Below are 17,140 nucleotides of genomic sequence, written 5' to 3'. Positions count from 1 at the left end.
ACCTTTGATAAAGTTTAATATATGCTCACTGCTTTTCAACTTGCGTTTTTTAAAGTAAACTGTAAAGTTGAAAGGCAATTTTTTGGGGGGAAGCACGTATGGAACGAAGTTTATCTATGGAGCTTGTTCGGGTAACTGAAGCAGCTGCTTTAGCATCAGCACGATGGATGGGTCGTGGGAAAAAAGATGAAGCAGATGATGCTGCAACTTCTGCAATGAGAGACGTATTTGACACTGTACCAATGAAAGGTACTGTTGTAATTGGAGAAGGTGAAATGGACGAAGCACCGATGTTATACATTGGTGAAAAGCTTGGAACTGGTTATGGACAACGTGTCGATGTTGCTGTTGATCCACTTGAAGGCACTAACATCGTTGCTTCAGGTGGATGGAACGCGCTTGCAGTTTTAGCTGTTGCTGATAATGGAAACCTATTGCACGCACCTGATATGTATATGGATAAAATAGCTGTCGGTCCAGAGGCAGTAGGACATATTGATATCGATGCGCCTGTAATTGATAATTTGAAGGCTGTTGCAAGGGCGAAAAACAAAGATATTCAGGATGTTGTTGCAACAGTATTGAACCGCCCTCGACATGAGCATATTATTGCACAACTACGTGAAGCAGGAGCGAGAATAAAGCTGATCGATGATGGAGATGTAGCAGGAGCTTTTAACACTGCGTTTGATCATACTGGTGTTGATATTTTATTTGGCTCTGGTGGCGCGCCGGAAGGTGTTCTAGCTGCAGTTGCTTTAAAATGCTTAGGGGGAGAAATTCAAGGTAAACTCCTACCACAGGATGATGCAGAGATAGAACGTTGTAAATCTATGGGACTTGATGTTAGTCAAGTTTTACGTATGGAAGATTTAGTTCGTGGTGATGATGCTATTTTTTCAGCAACAGGTGTTACAGATGGTGAGCTTCTTAAAGGAGTTCAATTTAAAGGCACCTATGGTTCTACTCATTCGATTGTCATGCGTGCAAAATCTGGAACGGTTCGTTTCGTAGAAGGAAGGCATAGTTTGAAGAAAAAGCCAAACCTTGTCATTAAGTAATATAATTTTTAACTAGCTAAACGAGGGTTTTCTTAACAACCCTCGTTTTCTTTGACTGTTTTCGCATTATTTGTAGCTTTTCGTACTAAGAGTCAAACACATACACAATTAGAGTTCTTGGTATCTTTTCACCACTATTAATGGGTACTAATTCGATAACAATAGCAAGAAAGTATACGAAAAGAGCCTTTTCTTTTAAAAAAACTGTCTTTGCCATGATTGATAAAGAACTAAATTAATGATGGTGAAATTTTTTTCCTGTAAAAGGTGGTTACTATTGTTTTTTATTACAACAAACATGTATGATACTTTGCAATGTTATCTTCCCTCGTTATCTAATTGTATAAATTTAGCAAAAACTATATAGGAAGAGCCATATATTATGCTGAATGGCTTATTTCATCTTCCTTACTGTACATTGTTCTTTCTCCAATAGTAGTAAGTTAAAAAAGTATATTCTGTTTTTTATGGAAAATGTACTGGTGAGACGCTTAGATTAGATATGTTTTGCTGTTAGGATTAAAAAATAGTTGAATATGTATACGAAAAAAGGGTAAAATAGAAAGTGCTACGTAAAAGAAAAACTTGTATTCTTCTTTTTTTGCTTCATGTGAAAGCCTTCCAAACCTTCGTTTTTCAATACTGACAAATAAACTAATGAAAAATGAACAAGCAATGCGGAAAAAGAATTATCATTAATTCTACCTCTTTAATAAGATAGCTCACCTAACTATTATTCATTCCATTTTTTACCTACTTATTTAGAGGAAATAATAACATTTAAAGAGTGGTGTTTATATGAGTCTAACAATTGGAAAGTTAGAGGAAATGAAGTTAAAGGAATTGTACGAGCTTGCTCGTGAATATAAAATAACTTATTATAGTAAGCTTACGAAAAAGGAATTAATCTTTGCCATTTTAAAGGCAAGGGCGGAGAAAGACGGATTGTTATTCATGGAAGGTGTTTTAGAAATAATTCAATCTGAAGGGTTTGGCTTTCTAAGACCAATTAATTATTCTCCAAGCTCAGAGGATATCTATATTTCTGCTTCGCAAATTCGTCGATTTGACCTTCGAAACGGTGATAAGGTTTCTGGGAAAGTAAGGCCTCCTAAGGAAAATGAGCGATATTATGGATTGCTACACGTAGAAGCAGTTAATGGGGACGATCCTGAAACAGCTAAAGAACGTGTACACTTTCCTGCATTAACACCTTTGTATCCAAATAGACAAATTAAGCTTGAAACAGCTCCACATAAATTGTCGACACGCATTATGGACGTTACAGCTCCTGTTGGCTTTGGACAACGTGGTTTAATTGTAGCTCCTCCAAAGGCTGGTAAGACAATGCTGTTAAAAGAAATTGCAAACAGTATTACGACAAATCAACCTGATGCTGAGCTTATTGTACTGTTAATTGATGAAAGACCAGAGGAAGTAACAGATATTGAACGTTCTGTTGCAGGAGATGTAGTTAGTTCAACGTTCGATGAAGTACCAGAAAATCATATAAAGGTTGCTGAGCTTGTACTGGAGCGTGCGATGCGACTTGTTGAGCATAAGAGAGATGTAATCATTTTAATGGATAGTATCACACGATTAGCACGTGCGTATAACTTAGTTATACCACCAAGTGGACGTACATTATCGGGTGGTATTGACCCAGCTGCTTTCCATCGTCCTAAGAGATTTTTTGGAGCTGCTAGAAACATTGAAGAAGGTGGAAGCTTAACGATATTAGCTACTGCATTAGTTGATACCGGTTCAAGAATGGACGATGTCATATATGAGGAGTTCAAAGGAACTGGAAATATGGAACTTCATTTAGATCGTTCATTAGCAGAGAAAAGAATTTTCCCTGCTATTGATATTCGTCGTTCAGGAACACGTAAGGAAGAATTATTAATTCCTAAGGATCACCTTGATAAGTTGTGGGCGATCAGAAAATCTATGTCAGATTCACCTGATTTTGCAGAAAAGTTTTTAAGAAAATTAAGGAAATCAAAATCAAATCAAGAATTTTTCCAAATGCTTGAAGAAGAATGGAAAGCGATGGGACATTCGTCATCAAGGCGAGTTTAAATTTTTGATGAAAAATGAATTGTTAGTATCAGGTAGTTGCAAAAGATGAGAACCCTTGTTATAATTTCTCATGTGTATTTCTAGATGGAATCTGTTAATGGGGTTATTTCCTATTTTGCTCCATTCTAGATGAATAAGAAAGTGTTCTAAACATTTCTTTTGCACTTTTTAATAACCTCGATAACTCTGTCTCAGATGATTCAGGGCGGAAGGAGATGAAAATAATGAAAGCTGGAATTCATCCAAATTATTCAAAAGTAACGGTTAAATGTGCTTGTGGAAACGAGTTCGAAAGTGGCTCTGTAAAAGAAGAGGTGCGTGTTGAGATTTGCTCAGCTTGTCATCCATTCTATACTGGACGTCAAAAATTCGCTTCTGCAGATGGACGTGTAGATAAATTCAACAAAAAATACGGCCTTAAGTAATCAAGTAAAACAGGCGAGTTATTCCATATCTTGCCTGTTTTTTACTTTGTTTTATACTTAGTTAAACATAAAAATATTTGATGTGAAATTATAGAAAAAAGGGAGACGCCGTTTCATGTATGTTATGAAGCAAACTGGCTGGCTTGAACTAATTTGTGGCAGCATGTTTTCTGGAAAGTCTGAAGAATTAATTCGACGAGTGAGACGTGCGCAATTTGCAAAGCAAAGTATTCAAGTTTTTAAACCACTTATTGATAATCGCTACAGTGATGAAGCAGTAGTATCTCATAATGGGACATCTATTATTGCTCATTCTGTAAAAGATTCACAAGATATTATTTCGAATGTAACGTCTACAACAGATGTAGTAGCTATTGATGAAGTTCAATTTTTTGATGAAGGCATTATTCAAGTTGTTACGCAATTAGCCAACCAAGGTCATCGTGTCATAGTTGCTGGTCTAGATCAAGATTTTAGAGGAGAACCGTTTGGGCCTGTTCCTGCGCTAATGGCTATAGCTGAATTAGTGACAAAGTTGCAAGCTGTATGTGCGATTTGTGGTTCACCAGCGAGTAGAACTCAGCGATTAATAGATGGTAATCCTGCTTATTATGATGAACCAATTATTTTAGTAGGAGCATCAGAATCATATGAACCTCGGTGTCGTCATCATCATGAAGTACCAGGTAAACGTAGCATGAATATGGGGATAAACAGTAATAATGTCGGAAAATAATGCGCAGCAAATAGTTGTGCATTTTTTATTGGCTAAACTACATAACTCTTGTTTTTAAGTCTCTTTTCCGAGGCTTTATTGCTATTTTTACTAAGGCTCTTTTAATAAACTTTGTTGCTATTGTTACCATATTAGTATCAAATAAGTGGTTTTATATTGTAAGTCATCGTTATAAATATGAAAAGGTGCACCGAAATCAGGTTGTGTAATATGAAAAACAACAATCAATGTGAATTGTTAAGGTCGCCATATGAAAAACAATCAATACAAAAATATCCTTGTTGTTGTTACTATGTTAAGTATATACCTTGTTGAATACCTCTGACGGATAACGAGAGCTATCATACAATGACGACATTTCTTTGACTCCTTTGTTAACGTATAATATAATTACAATGTTATGGACTAAAATTGAGGTGAATGATGTGTTTGATCGTTTGCAAGCTGTAGAAGAGCGTTTTGAAAAATTGAATGAGCTATTAAGTGATCCTGAAATCGTAAATGATCCTAAAAAATTACGTGATTATTCTAAGGAACAATCAGATATACAGGAAACAGTTCAGAAATATAGAGAATATAAATCTGTAAGCGAGCAACTTCAGGATGCAAAAGCAATGCTTGAAGAAAAGCTTGATGCTGATATGAGAGATATGGTGAAGGAAGAGATTAGTGAACTTGAAAGTAATGAGTCCGAAATTGTGGAGCAATTGAAAGTTCTTCTTATTCCTAAAGATCCTAATGATGATAAAAATGTAATTATGGAAATACGTGGTGCAGCAGGTGGAGATGAAGCAGCTTTATTTGCAGGTGATTTATACCGAATGTATTCTCGTTATGCCGAGATTCAAGGGTGGAAAACCGAGGTCATAGAAGCTAGCTCAACTGGAATTGGTGGCTTTAAAGAGATTATTTTTATGATTAATGGTAAAGGTGCCTATTCAAAGATGAAATTTGAAAACGGTGCACACCGCGTTCAGCGCGTTCCTGAAACTGAATCTGGTGGTCGTATTCATACGTCAACAGCTACAGTTGCGTGTTTACCTGAAGCAGAAGAAGTTGAAGTAGATATCCATGAAAAGGATATTCGAGTGGATACCTTTGCTTCAAGTGGGCCAGGTGGACAAAGTGTAAATACAACCATGTCAGCTGTTCGTTTAACGCATGTACCAACAGGTACGGTAGTATCTTGTCAGGATGAAAAGTCACAAATTAAAAATAAAGAAAAAGCGATGAAAGTATTACGTGCACGTGTATATGATAAGTTTCAACAAGAAGCACAAGCTGAATATGATCAAAATCGTAAACAAGCTGTAGGCTCTGGTGATCGTTCAGAGCGTATACGGACATATAACTTTCCTCAAAATCGTGTAACTGATCATCGAATTGGCCTAACAATTCAAAAGCTAGACCAAATTTTACAAGGTAAGCTAGATGAATTTATTGATGCGCTTATATTAGAAGATCAATCCAAAAAAATGGAGCAAGACGATAATGAGTAAGCAAAAGAGAAAAATATATGAAGCCCTGAACTGGGCTTCTTCTTTTTTAAAGGAATCTAATAGGGATGACAATGTAGGGGAATTATTGTTACTTCATCATCTTCAAATGTCGAGAACACAACTGTTTAGTAACATGAGAATGGACATCGATAATGAGATAGATAGAAAGTTTACTGAAGATATACACACTCATTGTAGTGGTGTTCCAGTTCAACACATTATTGGATATGAGTATTTTTACGGAAGAACCTTTCGTGTAAACAAAGAAGTATTAATCCCTCGTCCAGAAACAGAAGAGCTTGTGCAAGGGGTCCTGCAACGTATAGATAAGCTATTTCCAAGTGCAAATAGAGTTAACGTAGTAGATGTTGGAACTGGGAGTGGTATCATTGCTATTACATTAGCTTCCGAGCGAAAATCATTACAAGTCACTGCAACTGATATTGCAATAGAATCATTAGAAATTGCCAAGTGGAATGCTGAACATCTCGAGACAGAGGTTACGTTTATTCAAGGGGATTTGCTAACGCCTTTTATGAATAGTGATACAACTTTTGATGTGATCGTCTCGAACCCTCCTTATATTCCAAGTAAAGAGATAGATAAATTATCCCCAATCGTAAAAGATTATGATCCTATGCGTGCATTAGCTGGTGGTGAGGATGGACTCGATTTTTATCGTCGTTTTATGACGCAACTACCATACGTATTAAGTGAGAAGGCAATTATTGCTTTTGAAGTAGGCGTTGGACAAGGTAAGAGTGTTCAATCATTACTACAACAAACTTTTAGAGATGCAGTTGTTGAGGTTGTATTTGATATTAACGGCAAGGATAGGATGGTCTTTGCTGAGATATCATAATATGAAGATTCTTATTTAGGCTATTTTTTCTCAGAGTTCACCTTACCTTCTTATAAATTTTAGGCTCGGATAAAGCGTATATTCATGTCCATTGTTAATAACAATAGACGAAAAGAGCCCTTATTTATCTTCCTATCCCTTAAGGTCACTTCGCCATTTCATAAGAAGTCAAAAAGCGCCTTCATATGAAATGGCTCCAGTGCTTGTCGGGGATAAGCAAGGCACTTCCGCTTTTCTGTTTGTCTAGCTACAGGCGCAATCGGCTCGAGGTCATAAGTCAATTCGACGAGAAGGTTAAAAAGCAACCTTCTAGCCGGCTCGCCTTATGCTTGTCGCCGATAAGCATGCGCCTTGCGCTTTTCTGCCCCTCTACTAGATTTTTTTCATTTTACTAGTTTAAGATTTTTTTATATTGTCCACACTGTTTTAGTGAAGGGGCGGTGCTAGTAAATGGGGAAGAAAAACATTGCTATTATATATATTTTATTATTAGTTTTTGGAGTTAATATTGTGTTTTACGGGGAGCAAACAAGTGTGCAGGCAAATGATACTGTCATTATTCCAGATGAGGCGATACGTTTGCGTATACTTGCTAATAGTGATTCTAGTGAAGATCAAGCTTTGAAAAGGCTCATTCGAGATAAGGTCAATGAACAAATTACACAATGGGTTGAAGAATTGACTTCAATTGAAGAGGCAAGAAAACTAATCAATACCCGTGTTCATATGATAGAGCAAATTGTTGAATCGGTACTAAGTAACCAAGGTAGTAAACAAATTGCTAGTGTAGACTTTGGCGAAGTAAGTTTTCCAACGAAATTATATGGAAACTATTTGTATCCTGCAGGCGAATATGAGGCAATTATAATTACGTTAGGTGATGGTGCTGGAGCTAATTGGTGGTGTGTTTTATTTCCTCCTTTATGCTTTTTAGATTTCTCTAACGGTGAAGCAGTTGATATGAATGATAACAGTGGGGATGAACTAAAGCAAACGAAAGAAAAGCAAGATGAAAAGGTTAAAGTGAGATTTTTTCTTATCGAATGGCTTTCAAAGTTGTTTGATTAGGACTCACTTCAGAACTATGTTGCAAAGTTAACTAAATAGGTGAGGAAAGATAATGGTTTTAACAAATAGCCATTGTTTTTAAAGAAGAGAAAGTACCATGAACGCTAATTGAATAATTGTATTACCTTCGTATAATAACAATAATTATTACGAAAAACAGCCTTAATTAATAAAAGTGTGTTATTTAGATAAATGAAATGATCTCTCTATTTGATATTCTAGTTTTAGTAATCCACAAGTTATCCACTATTACATGAGCTTTATCCACATTTTGTGGATAAAGCTTGTTTTCTAGTGTTGAATATTTTATAGTTTTAATAGCTTATCAACATGGTGGTTATAAATTAAAATAGTATATTGATGAAGATACTAATGTTGAAATAATAATACTTATAAGTAACTACTGCAGCTAAGAAGATAGGAGTGAGATAGTTGAGTACTAAAGTTTGGGTTGTGGATGACAACATGATTAATCCACAAAGTTATCCACATATTAAGCAAGCTGCCCAGTTGCTTAATCAAAATGAGGTTGTAGCTTTTCCGACTGAAACTGTATATGGATTAGGGGCAAATGCTTTGTCGGACGAGGCTGTGACTAAAATTTTTACTGCAAAAGGACGACCAAGCGATAATCCACTTATCGTTCATATTGCAGAGAAAAAGCAGTTGTATGATATTGCGAAAAATGTATCGGATGTAGCATTGAAGTTAATAGATTATTTTTGGCCAGGTCCATTAACGATTGTTTTAATGAAAAAAGAAGGAATCTCTGACAAAGTTACAACTGGCTTACGTACTGTTGCTGTTCGAATGCCTAACCATGAAATAGCTTTACAGTTAATTAGAACAAGTCAGTTACCAATTGCTGCTCCCAGTGCGAATCTTTCTGGACGACCAAGTCCTACCTCAGCAAAACACGTACACGATGATCTAAACGGCAAAATAGCTGGAATACTAGATGGTGGTCTTACTGGAGTAGGTGTAGAATCAACTGTCTTAGATTGTACAGGACAAATACCAGTAATACTCCGACCTGGTGGTATAACAAAAGAGCAGCTTGAGGAGGTTGTGGGTAAGGTGGACATAGATCATGCTTTAGTTGAAGAAGGTCAAACACCTAAGTCACCTGGAATGAAATATACCCACTATGCCCCACAAGCCCCACTGTTCATTGTGCAGGGAACAAGTGGTTTTTTGCAATTAAACATTGATAAACGAAGAGCTAGTGGAAAACGTGTTGGAGTGATAACTACTGATGAAAATAAACATAAATATAATGCAGATGTCGTTTTAAGTTGCGGACTAAGGAACGATTTGTACAGTGTTGCTAGTAATTTATATGGTGTTCTTAGAAAATTTGATGACACACAAGTAGATGTTATTTTAAGCGAGAGTTTTCCTTATGAAGGAATTGGCCATGCAATTATGAATCGTTTAATGAAAGCTGCAGCACATCAGACGATAAAACAAAAATAGTACCCTTTTCTTCTATTTCCAACAGTACAAGCATATGTTTAAGAAAGTCGTTTTGTGATTATATAGGCTATTTTTATTTGCGTTGTTATGTCGTCGCTTTAATAACAAGATGACACGAACGATTACGAAAATTAACAATCAAATCGAAAACAGCCTTTGCATATGTTTATCTAGACTGGTCTTAGGGATGTTTGAACTTCCTTTACTAGATAAAGTGTAGGAGGTAGGAGGACGATGGGAACGCTATTTGGGGAAATAGTTACTTTATTTATCATGGCATTTGCTTTAGGAATGGATGCTTTTTCTGTAGGTCTTGGGATGGGATTAATCCCTCTACGTCTAAAGCAAATTTTTTATATTGGTGTGACGATAGGCTTGTTTCACATTTGGATGCCATTGGTAGGAATGGTTATTGGAAGGTTGTTGTCCGAGCAGTTCGGTGCAGTTACTTCGTATGCTGGTGGTGTATTATTATTACTACTCGGTATCCAAATGTTTATATCGTCCTTAAAAGAAGATGAATCATCATTAATAACCCCTGTTGGATTCGGTTTACTTATTTTTGCTTTAAGTGTAAGTTTAGATAGTTTTTCTTTAGGTTTAAGTTTAGGGATGTTTGGGGCGAGAACAGCAATAACCATATGTATGTTTGGTCTAGTGAGTATGGTCTTGACTTGGACAGGGTTGCTATTAGGTAGATCAGCTCAAAGGTGGTTAGGAACATATGGAGAAGCATTAGGGGGAAGTATTTTATTTGCTTTTGGTATTAAACTACTTTTGGCTTGAAGAAATAATTATGAATAGTATAGTTAGAAAATCTTGGTTCATCCGTATTGAATTTTTATACTTGTCCTCCTTAGTAACCTAGCTCCCATAAGGTTAATTTTTTTGCATAAAATAATAATAAATGTATATTATTACCTATATAATGCGACAAATTTCGATTATAATGGTAGTGATGGTATAATTTTTTGTAGAATATAGCCGTAAATCAAAGAATTTCAAACACCATAGAAGCTAGAACGAAAGTCATATATAGATTTAATAGCATCGGAGGATTAGAATGACAAAGATACTATTTGTATGTACTGGGAATACGTGTCGCAGCCCAATGGCAGAAGCGTTATTAAAACATAAAAACATGGGTAATATTCAAGTTCGATCAGCTGGTATTTATGCAAATAATGGAAGCGCTGCATCAGCTAACGCCAATGAAGTACTTAGAGAAAAAGATATTGTGTTAGATCATATTTCTAGTCAGCTTGAAAAAGAACATATTGATTGGTCCACATATATTTTGACGATGACGAGCAACCATAAGCATCTCATTGTGAAAGCATTTCCCGAAGCTCTATACAAAACCTATACATTAAAAGAATTTGTTGAAGGTGAAGGTGGAGATATTAGTGATCCGTTTGGTGGTTCGGTACAGACGTATCGTCAAACAATGCTTGAGTTAGAGCGGTTAATTGAGAAGTTATATAAAAAACTTATATAAAGGTGCTTTTCTTAAACTTTGTTGTAATTTTTGCAAAACCAAAATAGCTAAATGAGGTTTTACGCCGTTGGCATCATTTTATAGAAGAAAAGATGCCACGAAACACTAGTTGTATATGTGCTTATTTCTTGGCACGACAAAAACATCAATGCGCAAACAACATAAATAAACAAGGGGATATATTGTTTTATATTATGGAAAGGGGAGTCTTATTATGGGAGAGAAGAAGAAACGGTATAAATTTGGTTTAAGGCTTAAGCTAGTATTGTTTATTACCACTGTAGCGTTAATTACATACTCTACTTCAGCGATCTGCATCTATTATTTTTATGATTTCGTTAATGGTTACTTTGCGTTAAGTGAAGAAGCTTTCACGATCATTACTTTAGTGTTAGGGATCTTTTGGTCTAGTATATTGGCATATTTAGTTGCAGGGTTGATAACTAAACCATTACAAAAATTAGAAGCGGTTGCAATGAATGCAGCGAATGGCCAAATTAATGAAGATGTTCCTGTGAAAAAAGCGGATGATGAGATTCGGTCATTATCTATTGCATTTAATAAGATGCTAAAGAGTTTAAGAGAAATGGTACATAATATTGAAGATAATTTTGCAAATACGAATAACAAAGTGATAGAAATATCAGCTGCTACAAATTCAGCATCGGTACAAGCTGAGAACATTGCTCACACGATTGAGGAGATCTCTAAAGGAGCAGATAGTTCAGCTGTCGCTGTTCAAAGTACAGCAGAATCTGTTGATGATGTGCTGATGTTGGCGAAAGAAGTACAAGATAAAGCAGTAGCATCTGAACACCTTTCTAAAGAGATGGTTAACCGCTTAAATGATAGTAAAGTAGTTATACATTCTCTCGTTTCAGGAATTCAAAGTTTAGCGGAAAATAATCAACAATCTTTAAATGCGGTTGGTAGATTAGAAGAGAATGCAAATAAAGTAGAGAATATTATTTCATTAGTTGGCGATATTGCAGAGCAAACGAATTTGTTAGCGTTGAATGCATCCATAGAAGCTGCTCGTGCAGGGGAGCATGGGAAAGGTTTTGCCGTTGTAGCAGAAGAGGTTCGTAAGCTTGCGGATGAGAGTGGAACAGCCGTCCAAGGAATAACTGAGTTAATCAAAAACATTCAGCTTGAGGTTCAGAATGTCGTTCAACAAATTACAGATCAAGTAAATGTAGCAAATAACGAGGCAAATAAAGGATCAGAGACAAACCAAGCCATCGCAGAAATGACTGAATCAGTAAATGAAGTCGTTGAAGCGGTCAAATACATTACTAAATACGTGATGCGTCAGATGGATAGTATTAATCATACTGCTGTACAATCTCAAGAAGTCGCTGCAATAGCTGAGCAAACATCAGCAGGAGCAGAAGAAGTAGCAGCCTCTACGAACGAACAGGCATTAGTTATTGAAAATATTGATAAACTCGCAACTGAATTATCGGGACAAGCTGATAACTTGAAAAAAACAATACAACAATTTAATTGTTAATTACGTATTATAGCGAACTAAGTTCGTATTACACACACGCAATGAGAACAGCGCGAAAGATCTTAGTTTGTTGTTATTGTGAGTAGGTCGAAAAACCATAAACACTGTCAATAAGTTAACGAGTATAATTAATTGAGAATATGACGCAAAAAAGTTTTAGTTAGCTATACGATTATTCGTAGCAAACTAAAACTTTTTTAATAGGCTATTTTCGCATTGATTGCTGCTTTTCGTTATAAGATATATGTTCGTATACATTTAGCGTTCGTGGCATCTTTTCTACTTTTAAAATGATTGAGCTCTCATAAAGCTCACCATACGGTTCTTATTTAATAAAATCAGCCACAAAGTGATCATAAGTCTGTTCATAAACGTTTGTTACTACGGTGTTACTGAAGGAGCTTTAGTCATTTTGTAGGTACTTATTAAAAAAAGTGGCAGTATTATCATAAAGTGCTGTGCGGAAATTTGTTTTACCTATAATCCTCTATTAATTACTTTCTCGTTATTTATTCCAACCTTTTCTTTCTATTAAACTTGTAATGTGAGCGATATGATGGTGCCCATGCCAAGCATAAATACCGATAGCTGTTTTTAATTTAACTACTCCTGAATCTGGATGAATAAACTGCTTTTCTAAATCGCTAGGTTGTAATGAGCGCAATAATACTACCCACTTTTTATGTAAAGCTGTTAATAGATCTAGTGATAAATCAATCGGTGCTGATGAGGAATCGTGTAATTGTGCAAATCCTTGTTGATCATAAGCTTTAATATGTGGCTCATTTTCAGTCAGCGTCCACTTAAATCGAATAAAACCATTGATATGAGCATCTGCCACATGATGTACAACCTGTCTCACCGTCCATCCCTCTGGCCGATACGCGGTATTTAACTGTTCTTCCGATAAACCTTTTGCAGTTTGTTGAAGCATTAAAGGTGTTTTTTCTATTTGACTGATCCATAGGTCTAGTTGTTCTTTGGGTAAATTATCGTCTAGCTTAGGTTTACCTATCGGGTATCGTAATTCTTCCATCTGTCTTCCTCCTTACTTCGATTGAATGTTTAACATTATTTTACACGAAAAAAAGTTAATCAAATAGTTAAAGGTTAAATTAAAACTATATAATCTTTCTACTGAATAGATTGTCTCAGCTCGGAAGAGATTTAAAATTTACGTGTAACAATGTGCATAAAGTATTTGCTTGTTCTATTCCAAATAAACTATCATATAGACGGATACCTCTTTGGGACAATATTACGTAAATGGAGGCTTAATAATGAAAATAGCAATTGCATCAGATCATGGTGGAGTAAATATTCGTGAAGAAATTAAAAGCTTAATGGAAGAGATGAACATAGATTATGTTGATCTAGGCTGTGAATGTGGCGAATCAGTTGATTACCCTGATTATGCACTTCCAGTTGCGGAGAAAGTAGTGAGTGGAGAGGTTGATAGAGGTATATTAATATGTGGTACTGGGATAGGAATGAGTATTGCGGCTAACAAGGTGAAAGGAATTCGATGTGCGCTTGTTCATGACTTATTCAGCGCTAAAGCAACACGTGAACATAATAATAGCAATATTTTGGCTATGGGTGAGCGAGTAATAGGCCCTGGACTAGCAAGAGAGATTGCAAAAGTTTGGTTGACTACTGACTTTGAAGGTGGACGACACGAGAATCGAGTTAACAAAATTACTGAATATGAAAAATAAAACGAAGGAGAGCGAGACGACATGAGTGCTGATATATTAAAATGGCAGCAGCAATTACATATGATTTTAAGTGAGTTCCAACAAATTGCATCGCTAGGGAATCAACAGCTGTTAGTCGTTGGTTGCAGTACGAGTGAAATCTTAGGCGAACGAATAGGAACATCTGGTACGATGGAAGTTGCAGAGATGGTCGTTAAAGAATGTATGGTATTAAAAGAGATGTATGGTTTACAAATTGCATTTCAATGCTGCGAACATTTGAACAGGGCGTTAGTTGTGGAAAGGCAAACAGCACTAGAAAAACAGCTTACAGAAGTAACAGTAACACCTATTCGTTCTGCAGGTGGATCGGTACCTACATATGCTTATCACCATTTCGCTGATCCGGTTGTTGTAGAGTTTATAAAAGCAGATGCTGGTATTGATATCGGTGATACTTTTATCGGGATGCATATTAAACATGTGGCTGTTCCAGTTCGGTGCTCCATCAATCAAGTTGGACATGCTCATGTCACCCTTGCTAAATCAAGACCAAAACTTATCGGTGGTGAACGAGCTGTTTATGCGAGTAACAAAGAAAATAAACAATGTTAATTTTTTTCTGTTTTAACAGCGCTTTTGCCTGCCTGCGATTAGTGTGGAATTTTTCATACGTGTAAGAATCTTATTAATATGAAATGGAAGGATGATGATGATAATGGAATGGGAAAATGATGCAAAAGAACTATATGAGGAGTTACTTAAGCTAATTCCAGTTTTTGCGCGACCAATGGCTAAAAAGGGAATTGAAAGAAGAATCCTTGAAATATCAGATAATAAAATATCAATGGATGAAGTTATAAGAGGGTATGTTATGGCAGCACCTGGAAACATGAAGGGGCGTGTCATTGATGTGTTAAAAGCTAAAAACATCGACCTTACCCCGTACAAGGATATAATGGGATAGTTTGTTGACTGTTTTGCAATCAGTTAATGCGTGATAATAATAGTGTTTTCAATAACGATGTTATTAAAACAGTAGAATCATTTTTTAACATGGCTTTTCGTAGGTGATATAAGTTTTTAACAAAGAAATTGTTTTTTAGGTGACAACGTCTAACGAAATAAACATAGGGATAGCATCGTTTCTACAAGAAAGGATACATGATGAAAACAAGACGGATAACGACGGAGAATGAATTAAAAACGGCATTTCATATTAGAACAACAGTGTTTGTAGAGGAACAAGGGGTACCGTTAGAAGATGAATTTGATGAATACGATCAATTAAACGGAAAATGTGATCATGTCCTTGTTTTTATCAACGATGAAGCTGTAGGGACTGGTAGAATTCGTTTTGTTGATGGGCAAGGGAAACTTGAAAGAATATGTGTCTTAGCTCCATACCGTAAATTTGGTGTTGGAAAAGTGATTATTCAAGCACTTGAAGAAATAGCCGAGGATAAACAAATAACAAGAGTGAAGTTACACGGTCAAACGCAAGCAGAAGGCTTTTACAAAAAGTTGGGTTATGATATTTTGTCTGATGTTTTTATGGAAGACGGCATTCCACATGTATTAATGGGGAAAGGTTTGAATGTTAGTAGTTCCGAACAATAACACCACAACAAGTGTTGTTTGTTCTTTTTTTCGTAGATTGGGGTATAATCATGTGCTATAATAGAAATTAATTTTCGGAAAAAACATATGGGCAGAAGCCATCGGAGGGGATTTATATGAAAAACTTATCGCAGCAAGATCAAACCGTTTTTAAAGCAATGACTGAAGAATTGACTAGACAGCGCACAAAAATTGAATTAATTGCATCTGAGAATTTTGTAAGTGAAGCAGTAATGGAAGCACAGGGATCTGTACTAACAAACAAGTATGCAGAAGGTTATCCTGGTCGACGTTATTACGGAGGCTGTGAGCATGTTGATGTTGTTGAGGATATTGCGCGTGACCGCGCAAAACAAATCTTTGGTGCTGAGTATGCAAATGTACAACCACACTCAGGTGCACAAGCGAATATGGCTGTGTATTTTACGATCCTTGAACAAGGCGATACAGTGCTAGGAATGAATTTATCCCACGGTGGTCATTTAACTCATGGTAGCCCCGTCAATTTTAGTGGAGTTCAATATAATTTCGTTGAATATGGTGTAGATCAAGATACTCATCGTATTAATTATGAGGATGTTCTAGAGAAAGCTAAACTACACAAACCTAAATTAATTGTTGCTGGAGCTAGTGCATACCCACGAGAAATAGACTTTAAGCGTTTCCGAGAAATTGCTGATGAAGTAGGGGCTTATTTAATGGTTGATATGGCTCATATTGCAGGCTTGGTAGCTGCAGGCTTACACCAAAATCCAGTTCCTTTTGCAGATTTTGTTACAACGACAACTCATAAAACATTACGTGGACCACGTGGTGGTATGATTTTATGTAAGGAAGAGTACGGTAAAAAGATTGATAAATCAATTTTCCCTGGTATTCAAGGTGGCCCGCTTATGCATGTCATTGCTGCAAAAGCAGTTTCATTTGGTGAAGCACTTGAAGACAGCTTTAAACAGTATGCAGGAAATGTAATAGCTAATGCTAAGCAACTTGCTGAGAGTTTAAAAGAAGAAGGCATCACACTAGTTTCAGATGGTACTGATAATCACCTTGTATTACTAGATGTTCGTTCGTTGAATATTACAGGTAAATTGGCTGAAAAAATACTTGATGATGTAGGTATAACAGTGAACAAGAATACAATACCATTTGACCCTGAGAGCCCGTTTGTTACTAGCGGAATTCGTATAGGTACTGCTGCTGTAACAAGCCGTGGCTTTGATATAGAGGCTATGAAAGAAACGGCAGCAATCATTGCATTTACGCTCAATAACCATGATAACGAAGAAAAGCTTAAAGAAGCGAAAGAACGTGTAGCAACTTTAATGAAGAAATTCCCATTATATGAAGAGAAATAATATGACATAAGCTAGACTGCATTTTGCAAGTCTAGCTTTTTGTTCGTAATATAGTGTTAAATTTAGGTAATTATTCGATTGAAATCGGGACTGAAACCTATAAAGAAAACTATCCTCATTTGAAGAGATGTTATTTATAATGCTTTTCTCATCGATATGATTTTTGTAGAGCATTTTATTATAAGAATAAATATGATGAATCACCCTTAAATGAGATAGGATTGAGGAGCTTGCGCTTTTCTTAA

General features: G+C 36.1%; 18 protein-coding genes. 16 read left to right on the top strand and 2 right to left on the bottom strand.

Annotated features, from left to right (window positions below; genetic code table 11):
- The first annotated feature begins 98 nt into the window (after window positions 1–98).
- The 6 genes from glpX (at window position 99) to prmC (ending at window position 6,665) form a co-directional block, all read left to right on the top strand.
- Complete coding sequence (gene glpX / locus ACSVDA_RS07780; RefSeq protein ID WP_485882192.1) at window positions 99–1,061, top strand: class II fructose-bisphosphatase; 963 nt, start codon at window positions 99–101, stop codon at window positions 1,059–1,061.
- A 798-nt stretch (window positions 1,062–1,859) separates the two neighbouring features.
- Window positions 1,860–3,143 (top strand): transcription termination factor Rho, encoded by a 1,284-nt coding sequence (gene rho / locus ACSVDA_RS07775; protein ID WP_485882190.1) that lies wholly within the window; start codon window positions 1,860–1,862, stop codon window positions 3,141–3,143.
- A 224-nt stretch (window positions 3,144–3,367) separates the two neighbouring features.
- Window positions 3,368–3,568, top strand: coding sequence for a 50S ribosomal protein L31 (gene rpmE / locus ACSVDA_RS07770; protein WP_214480887.1), 201 nt, complete (start codon window positions 3,368–3,370; stop codon window positions 3,566–3,568).
- A 115-nt stretch (window positions 3,569–3,683) separates the two neighbouring features.
- Complete coding sequence (locus tag ACSVDA_RS07765; RefSeq protein WP_320207395.1) at window positions 3,684–4,304, top strand: thymidine kinase; 621 nt, start codon at window positions 3,684–3,686, stop codon at window positions 4,302–4,304.
- 416 nt (window positions 4,305–4,720) lie between these two features.
- Complete coding sequence (prfA, locus tag ACSVDA_RS07760) at window positions 4,721–5,803, top strand: peptide chain release factor 1 (RefSeq protein WP_320207396.1); 1,083 nt, start codon at window positions 4,721–4,723, stop codon at window positions 5,801–5,803.
- Complete coding sequence (prmC, locus tag ACSVDA_RS07755; RefSeq protein WP_485882188.1) at window positions 5,796–6,665, top strand: peptide chain release factor N(5)-glutamine methyltransferase; 870 nt, start codon at window positions 5,796–5,798, stop codon at window positions 6,663–6,665. The genes prfA and prmC overlap by 8 nt, the downstream gene beginning before the upstream one ends.
- Before the next feature lie 158 nt (window positions 6,666–6,823).
- Here the strand turns inward: prmC and ACSVDA_RS07750 are convergent, their stop codons facing one another.
- A complete protein-coding gene (locus tag ACSVDA_RS07750) occupies window positions 6,824–6,946 on the bottom strand; it encodes a hypothetical protein (RefSeq protein WP_485882186.1) in 123 nt (40 codons plus the stop codon).
- 169 nt (window positions 6,947–7,115) lie between these two features.
- On the opposite strand from ACSVDA_RS07750, the gene spoIIR reads away from it, so the two are divergent.
- The 5 genes from spoIIR to ACSVDA_RS07725 all read left to right on the top strand — a co-directional run bounded on the left by spoIIR (window position 7,116) and on the right by ACSVDA_RS07725 (window position 12,220).
- Window positions 7,116–7,733 carry a stage II sporulation protein R gene (gene spoIIR, locus ACSVDA_RS07745; RefSeq protein ID WP_485882185.1) on the top strand — a complete coding sequence of 206 codons (618 nt, stop codon included), beginning with the start codon at window positions 7,116–7,118 and terminating at the stop codon, window positions 7,731–7,733.
- Between the two features lie 432 nt (window positions 7,734–8,165).
- Complete coding sequence (locus ACSVDA_RS07740; protein ID WP_485882183.1) at window positions 8,166–9,209, top strand: L-threonylcarbamoyladenylate synthase; 1,044 nt, start codon at window positions 8,166–8,168, stop codon at window positions 9,207–9,209.
- Window positions 9,210–9,443: 234 nt separating this feature from the next.
- Window positions 9,444–9,995 (top strand): manganese efflux pump MntP, encoded by a 552-nt coding sequence (locus tag ACSVDA_RS07735; protein WP_485882181.1) that lies wholly within the window; start codon window positions 9,444–9,446, stop codon window positions 9,993–9,995.
- Window positions 9,996–10,272: 277 nt separating this feature from the next.
- On the top strand, window positions 10,273–10,707 hold the full coding sequence (locus tag ACSVDA_RS07730) for a low molecular weight protein arginine phosphatase (RefSeq protein WP_485882179.1): 435 nt from the start codon (window positions 10,273–10,275) through the stop codon (window positions 10,705–10,707).
- Between the two features lie 214 nt (window positions 10,708–10,921).
- Window positions 10,922–12,220 (top strand): methyl-accepting chemotaxis protein, encoded by a 1,299-nt coding sequence (locus ACSVDA_RS07725; RefSeq protein WP_485882177.1) that lies wholly within the window; start codon window positions 10,922–10,924, stop codon window positions 12,218–12,220.
- A gap of 505 nt (window positions 12,221–12,725) precedes the next feature.
- Here ACSVDA_RS07725 and ACSVDA_RS07720 read toward each other — a convergent pair.
- The gene (locus ACSVDA_RS07720) at window positions 12,726–13,256 is read right to left on the bottom strand and encodes a YfiT family bacillithiol transferase (protein WP_485882175.1); all 531 of its coding nucleotides are present in this window, start codon (window positions 13,254–13,256) and stop codon (window positions 12,726–12,728) included.
- Window positions 13,257–13,500: 244 nt separating this feature from the next.
- Between ACSVDA_RS07720 and rpiB the strand changes: the two genes are divergently transcribed.
- From rpiB to ACSVDA_RS07695, 5 genes are all read left to right on the top strand, one after another.
- Window positions 13,501–13,938 carry a ribose 5-phosphate isomerase B gene (rpiB, locus tag ACSVDA_RS07715; RefSeq protein WP_485882173.1) on the top strand — a complete coding sequence of 146 codons (438 nt, stop codon included), beginning with the start codon at window positions 13,501–13,503 and terminating at the stop codon, window positions 13,936–13,938.
- A gap of 21 nt (window positions 13,939–13,959) precedes the next feature.
- The gene (locus ACSVDA_RS07710) at window positions 13,960–14,532 is read left to right on the top strand and encodes a TIGR01440 family protein (protein WP_485882171.1); all 573 of its coding nucleotides are present in this window, start codon (window positions 13,960–13,962) and stop codon (window positions 14,530–14,532) included.
- A gap of 97 nt (window positions 14,533–14,629) precedes the next feature.
- Entirely contained in the window at window positions 14,630–14,884 is a 255-nt protein-coding gene (locus ACSVDA_RS07705) for a DUF2621 family protein (protein ID WP_485882169.1), read from the top strand.
- Window positions 14,885–15,084: 200 nt separating this feature from the next.
- On the top strand, window positions 15,085–15,537 hold the full coding sequence (locus tag ACSVDA_RS07700; protein ID WP_485882167.1) for a GNAT family N-acetyltransferase: 453 nt from the start codon (window positions 15,085–15,087) through the stop codon (window positions 15,535–15,537).
- Window positions 15,538–15,653: 116 nt separating this feature from the next.
- Window positions 15,654–16,895, top strand: a complete 1,242-nt coding sequence (locus ACSVDA_RS07695) for a serine hydroxymethyltransferase (RefSeq protein ID WP_485882165.1) — start codon at window positions 15,654–15,656, stop codon at window positions 16,893–16,895.
- Window positions 16,896–17,140 lie beyond the last annotated feature (245 nt).

The organism is Cytobacillus sp. Hm23, assembly GCF_051842895.1.
Lineage (GTDB): Bacteria > Bacillota > Bacilli > Bacillales > SM2101 > Nanhaiella.
Note: the sequence above shows the minus strand (reverse complement) of the source record. Positions and strands in the feature narration are given on the sequence as shown.

Bases quoted from the DNA above. Each gene is read 5' to 3' on its own strand.
- ACSVDA_RS07735 (WP_485882181.1), top strand. From the start codon at position 9,444: ATGGGAACGCTATTTGGGGAAATAGTTACTTTATTTATCATGGCATTT.
- ACSVDA_RS07710 (WP_485882171.1), top strand. From the start codon at position 13,960: ATGAGTGCTGATATATTAAAATGGCAGCAGCAATTACATATGATTTTA.
- ACSVDA_RS07695 (WP_485882165.1), top strand. From the start codon at position 15,654: ATGAAAAACTTATCGCAGCAAGATCAAACCGTTTTTAAAGCAATGACT.
- rpmE (WP_214480887.1), top strand. From the start codon at position 3,368: ATGAAAGCTGGAATTCATCCAAATTATTCAAAAGTAACGGTTAAATGT.
- rho (WP_485882190.1), top strand. From the start codon at position 1,860: ATGAGTCTAACAATTGGAAAGTTAGAGGAAATGAAGTTAAAGGAATTG.
- ACSVDA_RS07765 (WP_320207395.1), top strand. From the start codon at position 3,684: ATGTATGTTATGAAGCAAACTGGCTGGCTTGAACTAATTTGTGGCAGC.
- ACSVDA_RS07720 (WP_485882175.1), bottom strand. From the start codon at position 13,256: ATGGAAGAATTACGATACCCGATAGGTAAACCTAAGCTAGACGATAAT.
- rpiB (WP_485882173.1), top strand. From the start codon at position 13,501: ATGAAAATAGCAATTGCATCAGATCATGGTGGAGTAAATATTCGTGAA.
- spoIIR (WP_485882185.1), top strand. From the start codon at position 7,116: ATGGGGAAGAAAAACATTGCTATTATATATATTTTATTATTAGTTTTT.
- ACSVDA_RS07730 (WP_485882179.1), top strand. From the start codon at position 10,273: ATGACAAAGATACTATTTGTATGTACTGGGAATACGTGTCGCAGCCCA.
- ACSVDA_RS07705 (WP_485882169.1), top strand. From the start codon at position 14,630: ATGATAATGGAATGGGAAAATGATGCAAAAGAACTATATGAGGAGTTA.
- ACSVDA_RS07700 (WP_485882167.1), top strand. From the start codon at position 15,085: ATGAAAACAAGACGGATAACGACGGAGAATGAATTAAAAACGGCATTT.
- prmC (WP_485882188.1), top strand. From the start codon at position 5,796: ATGAGTAAGCAAAAGAGAAAAATATATGAAGCCCTGAACTGGGCTTCT.
- glpX (WP_485882192.1), top strand. From the start codon at position 99: ATGGAACGAAGTTTATCTATGGAGCTTGTTCGGGTAACTGAAGCAGCT.
- ACSVDA_RS07725 (WP_485882177.1), top strand. From the start codon at position 10,922: ATGGGAGAGAAGAAGAAACGGTATAAATTTGGTTTAAGGCTTAAGCTA.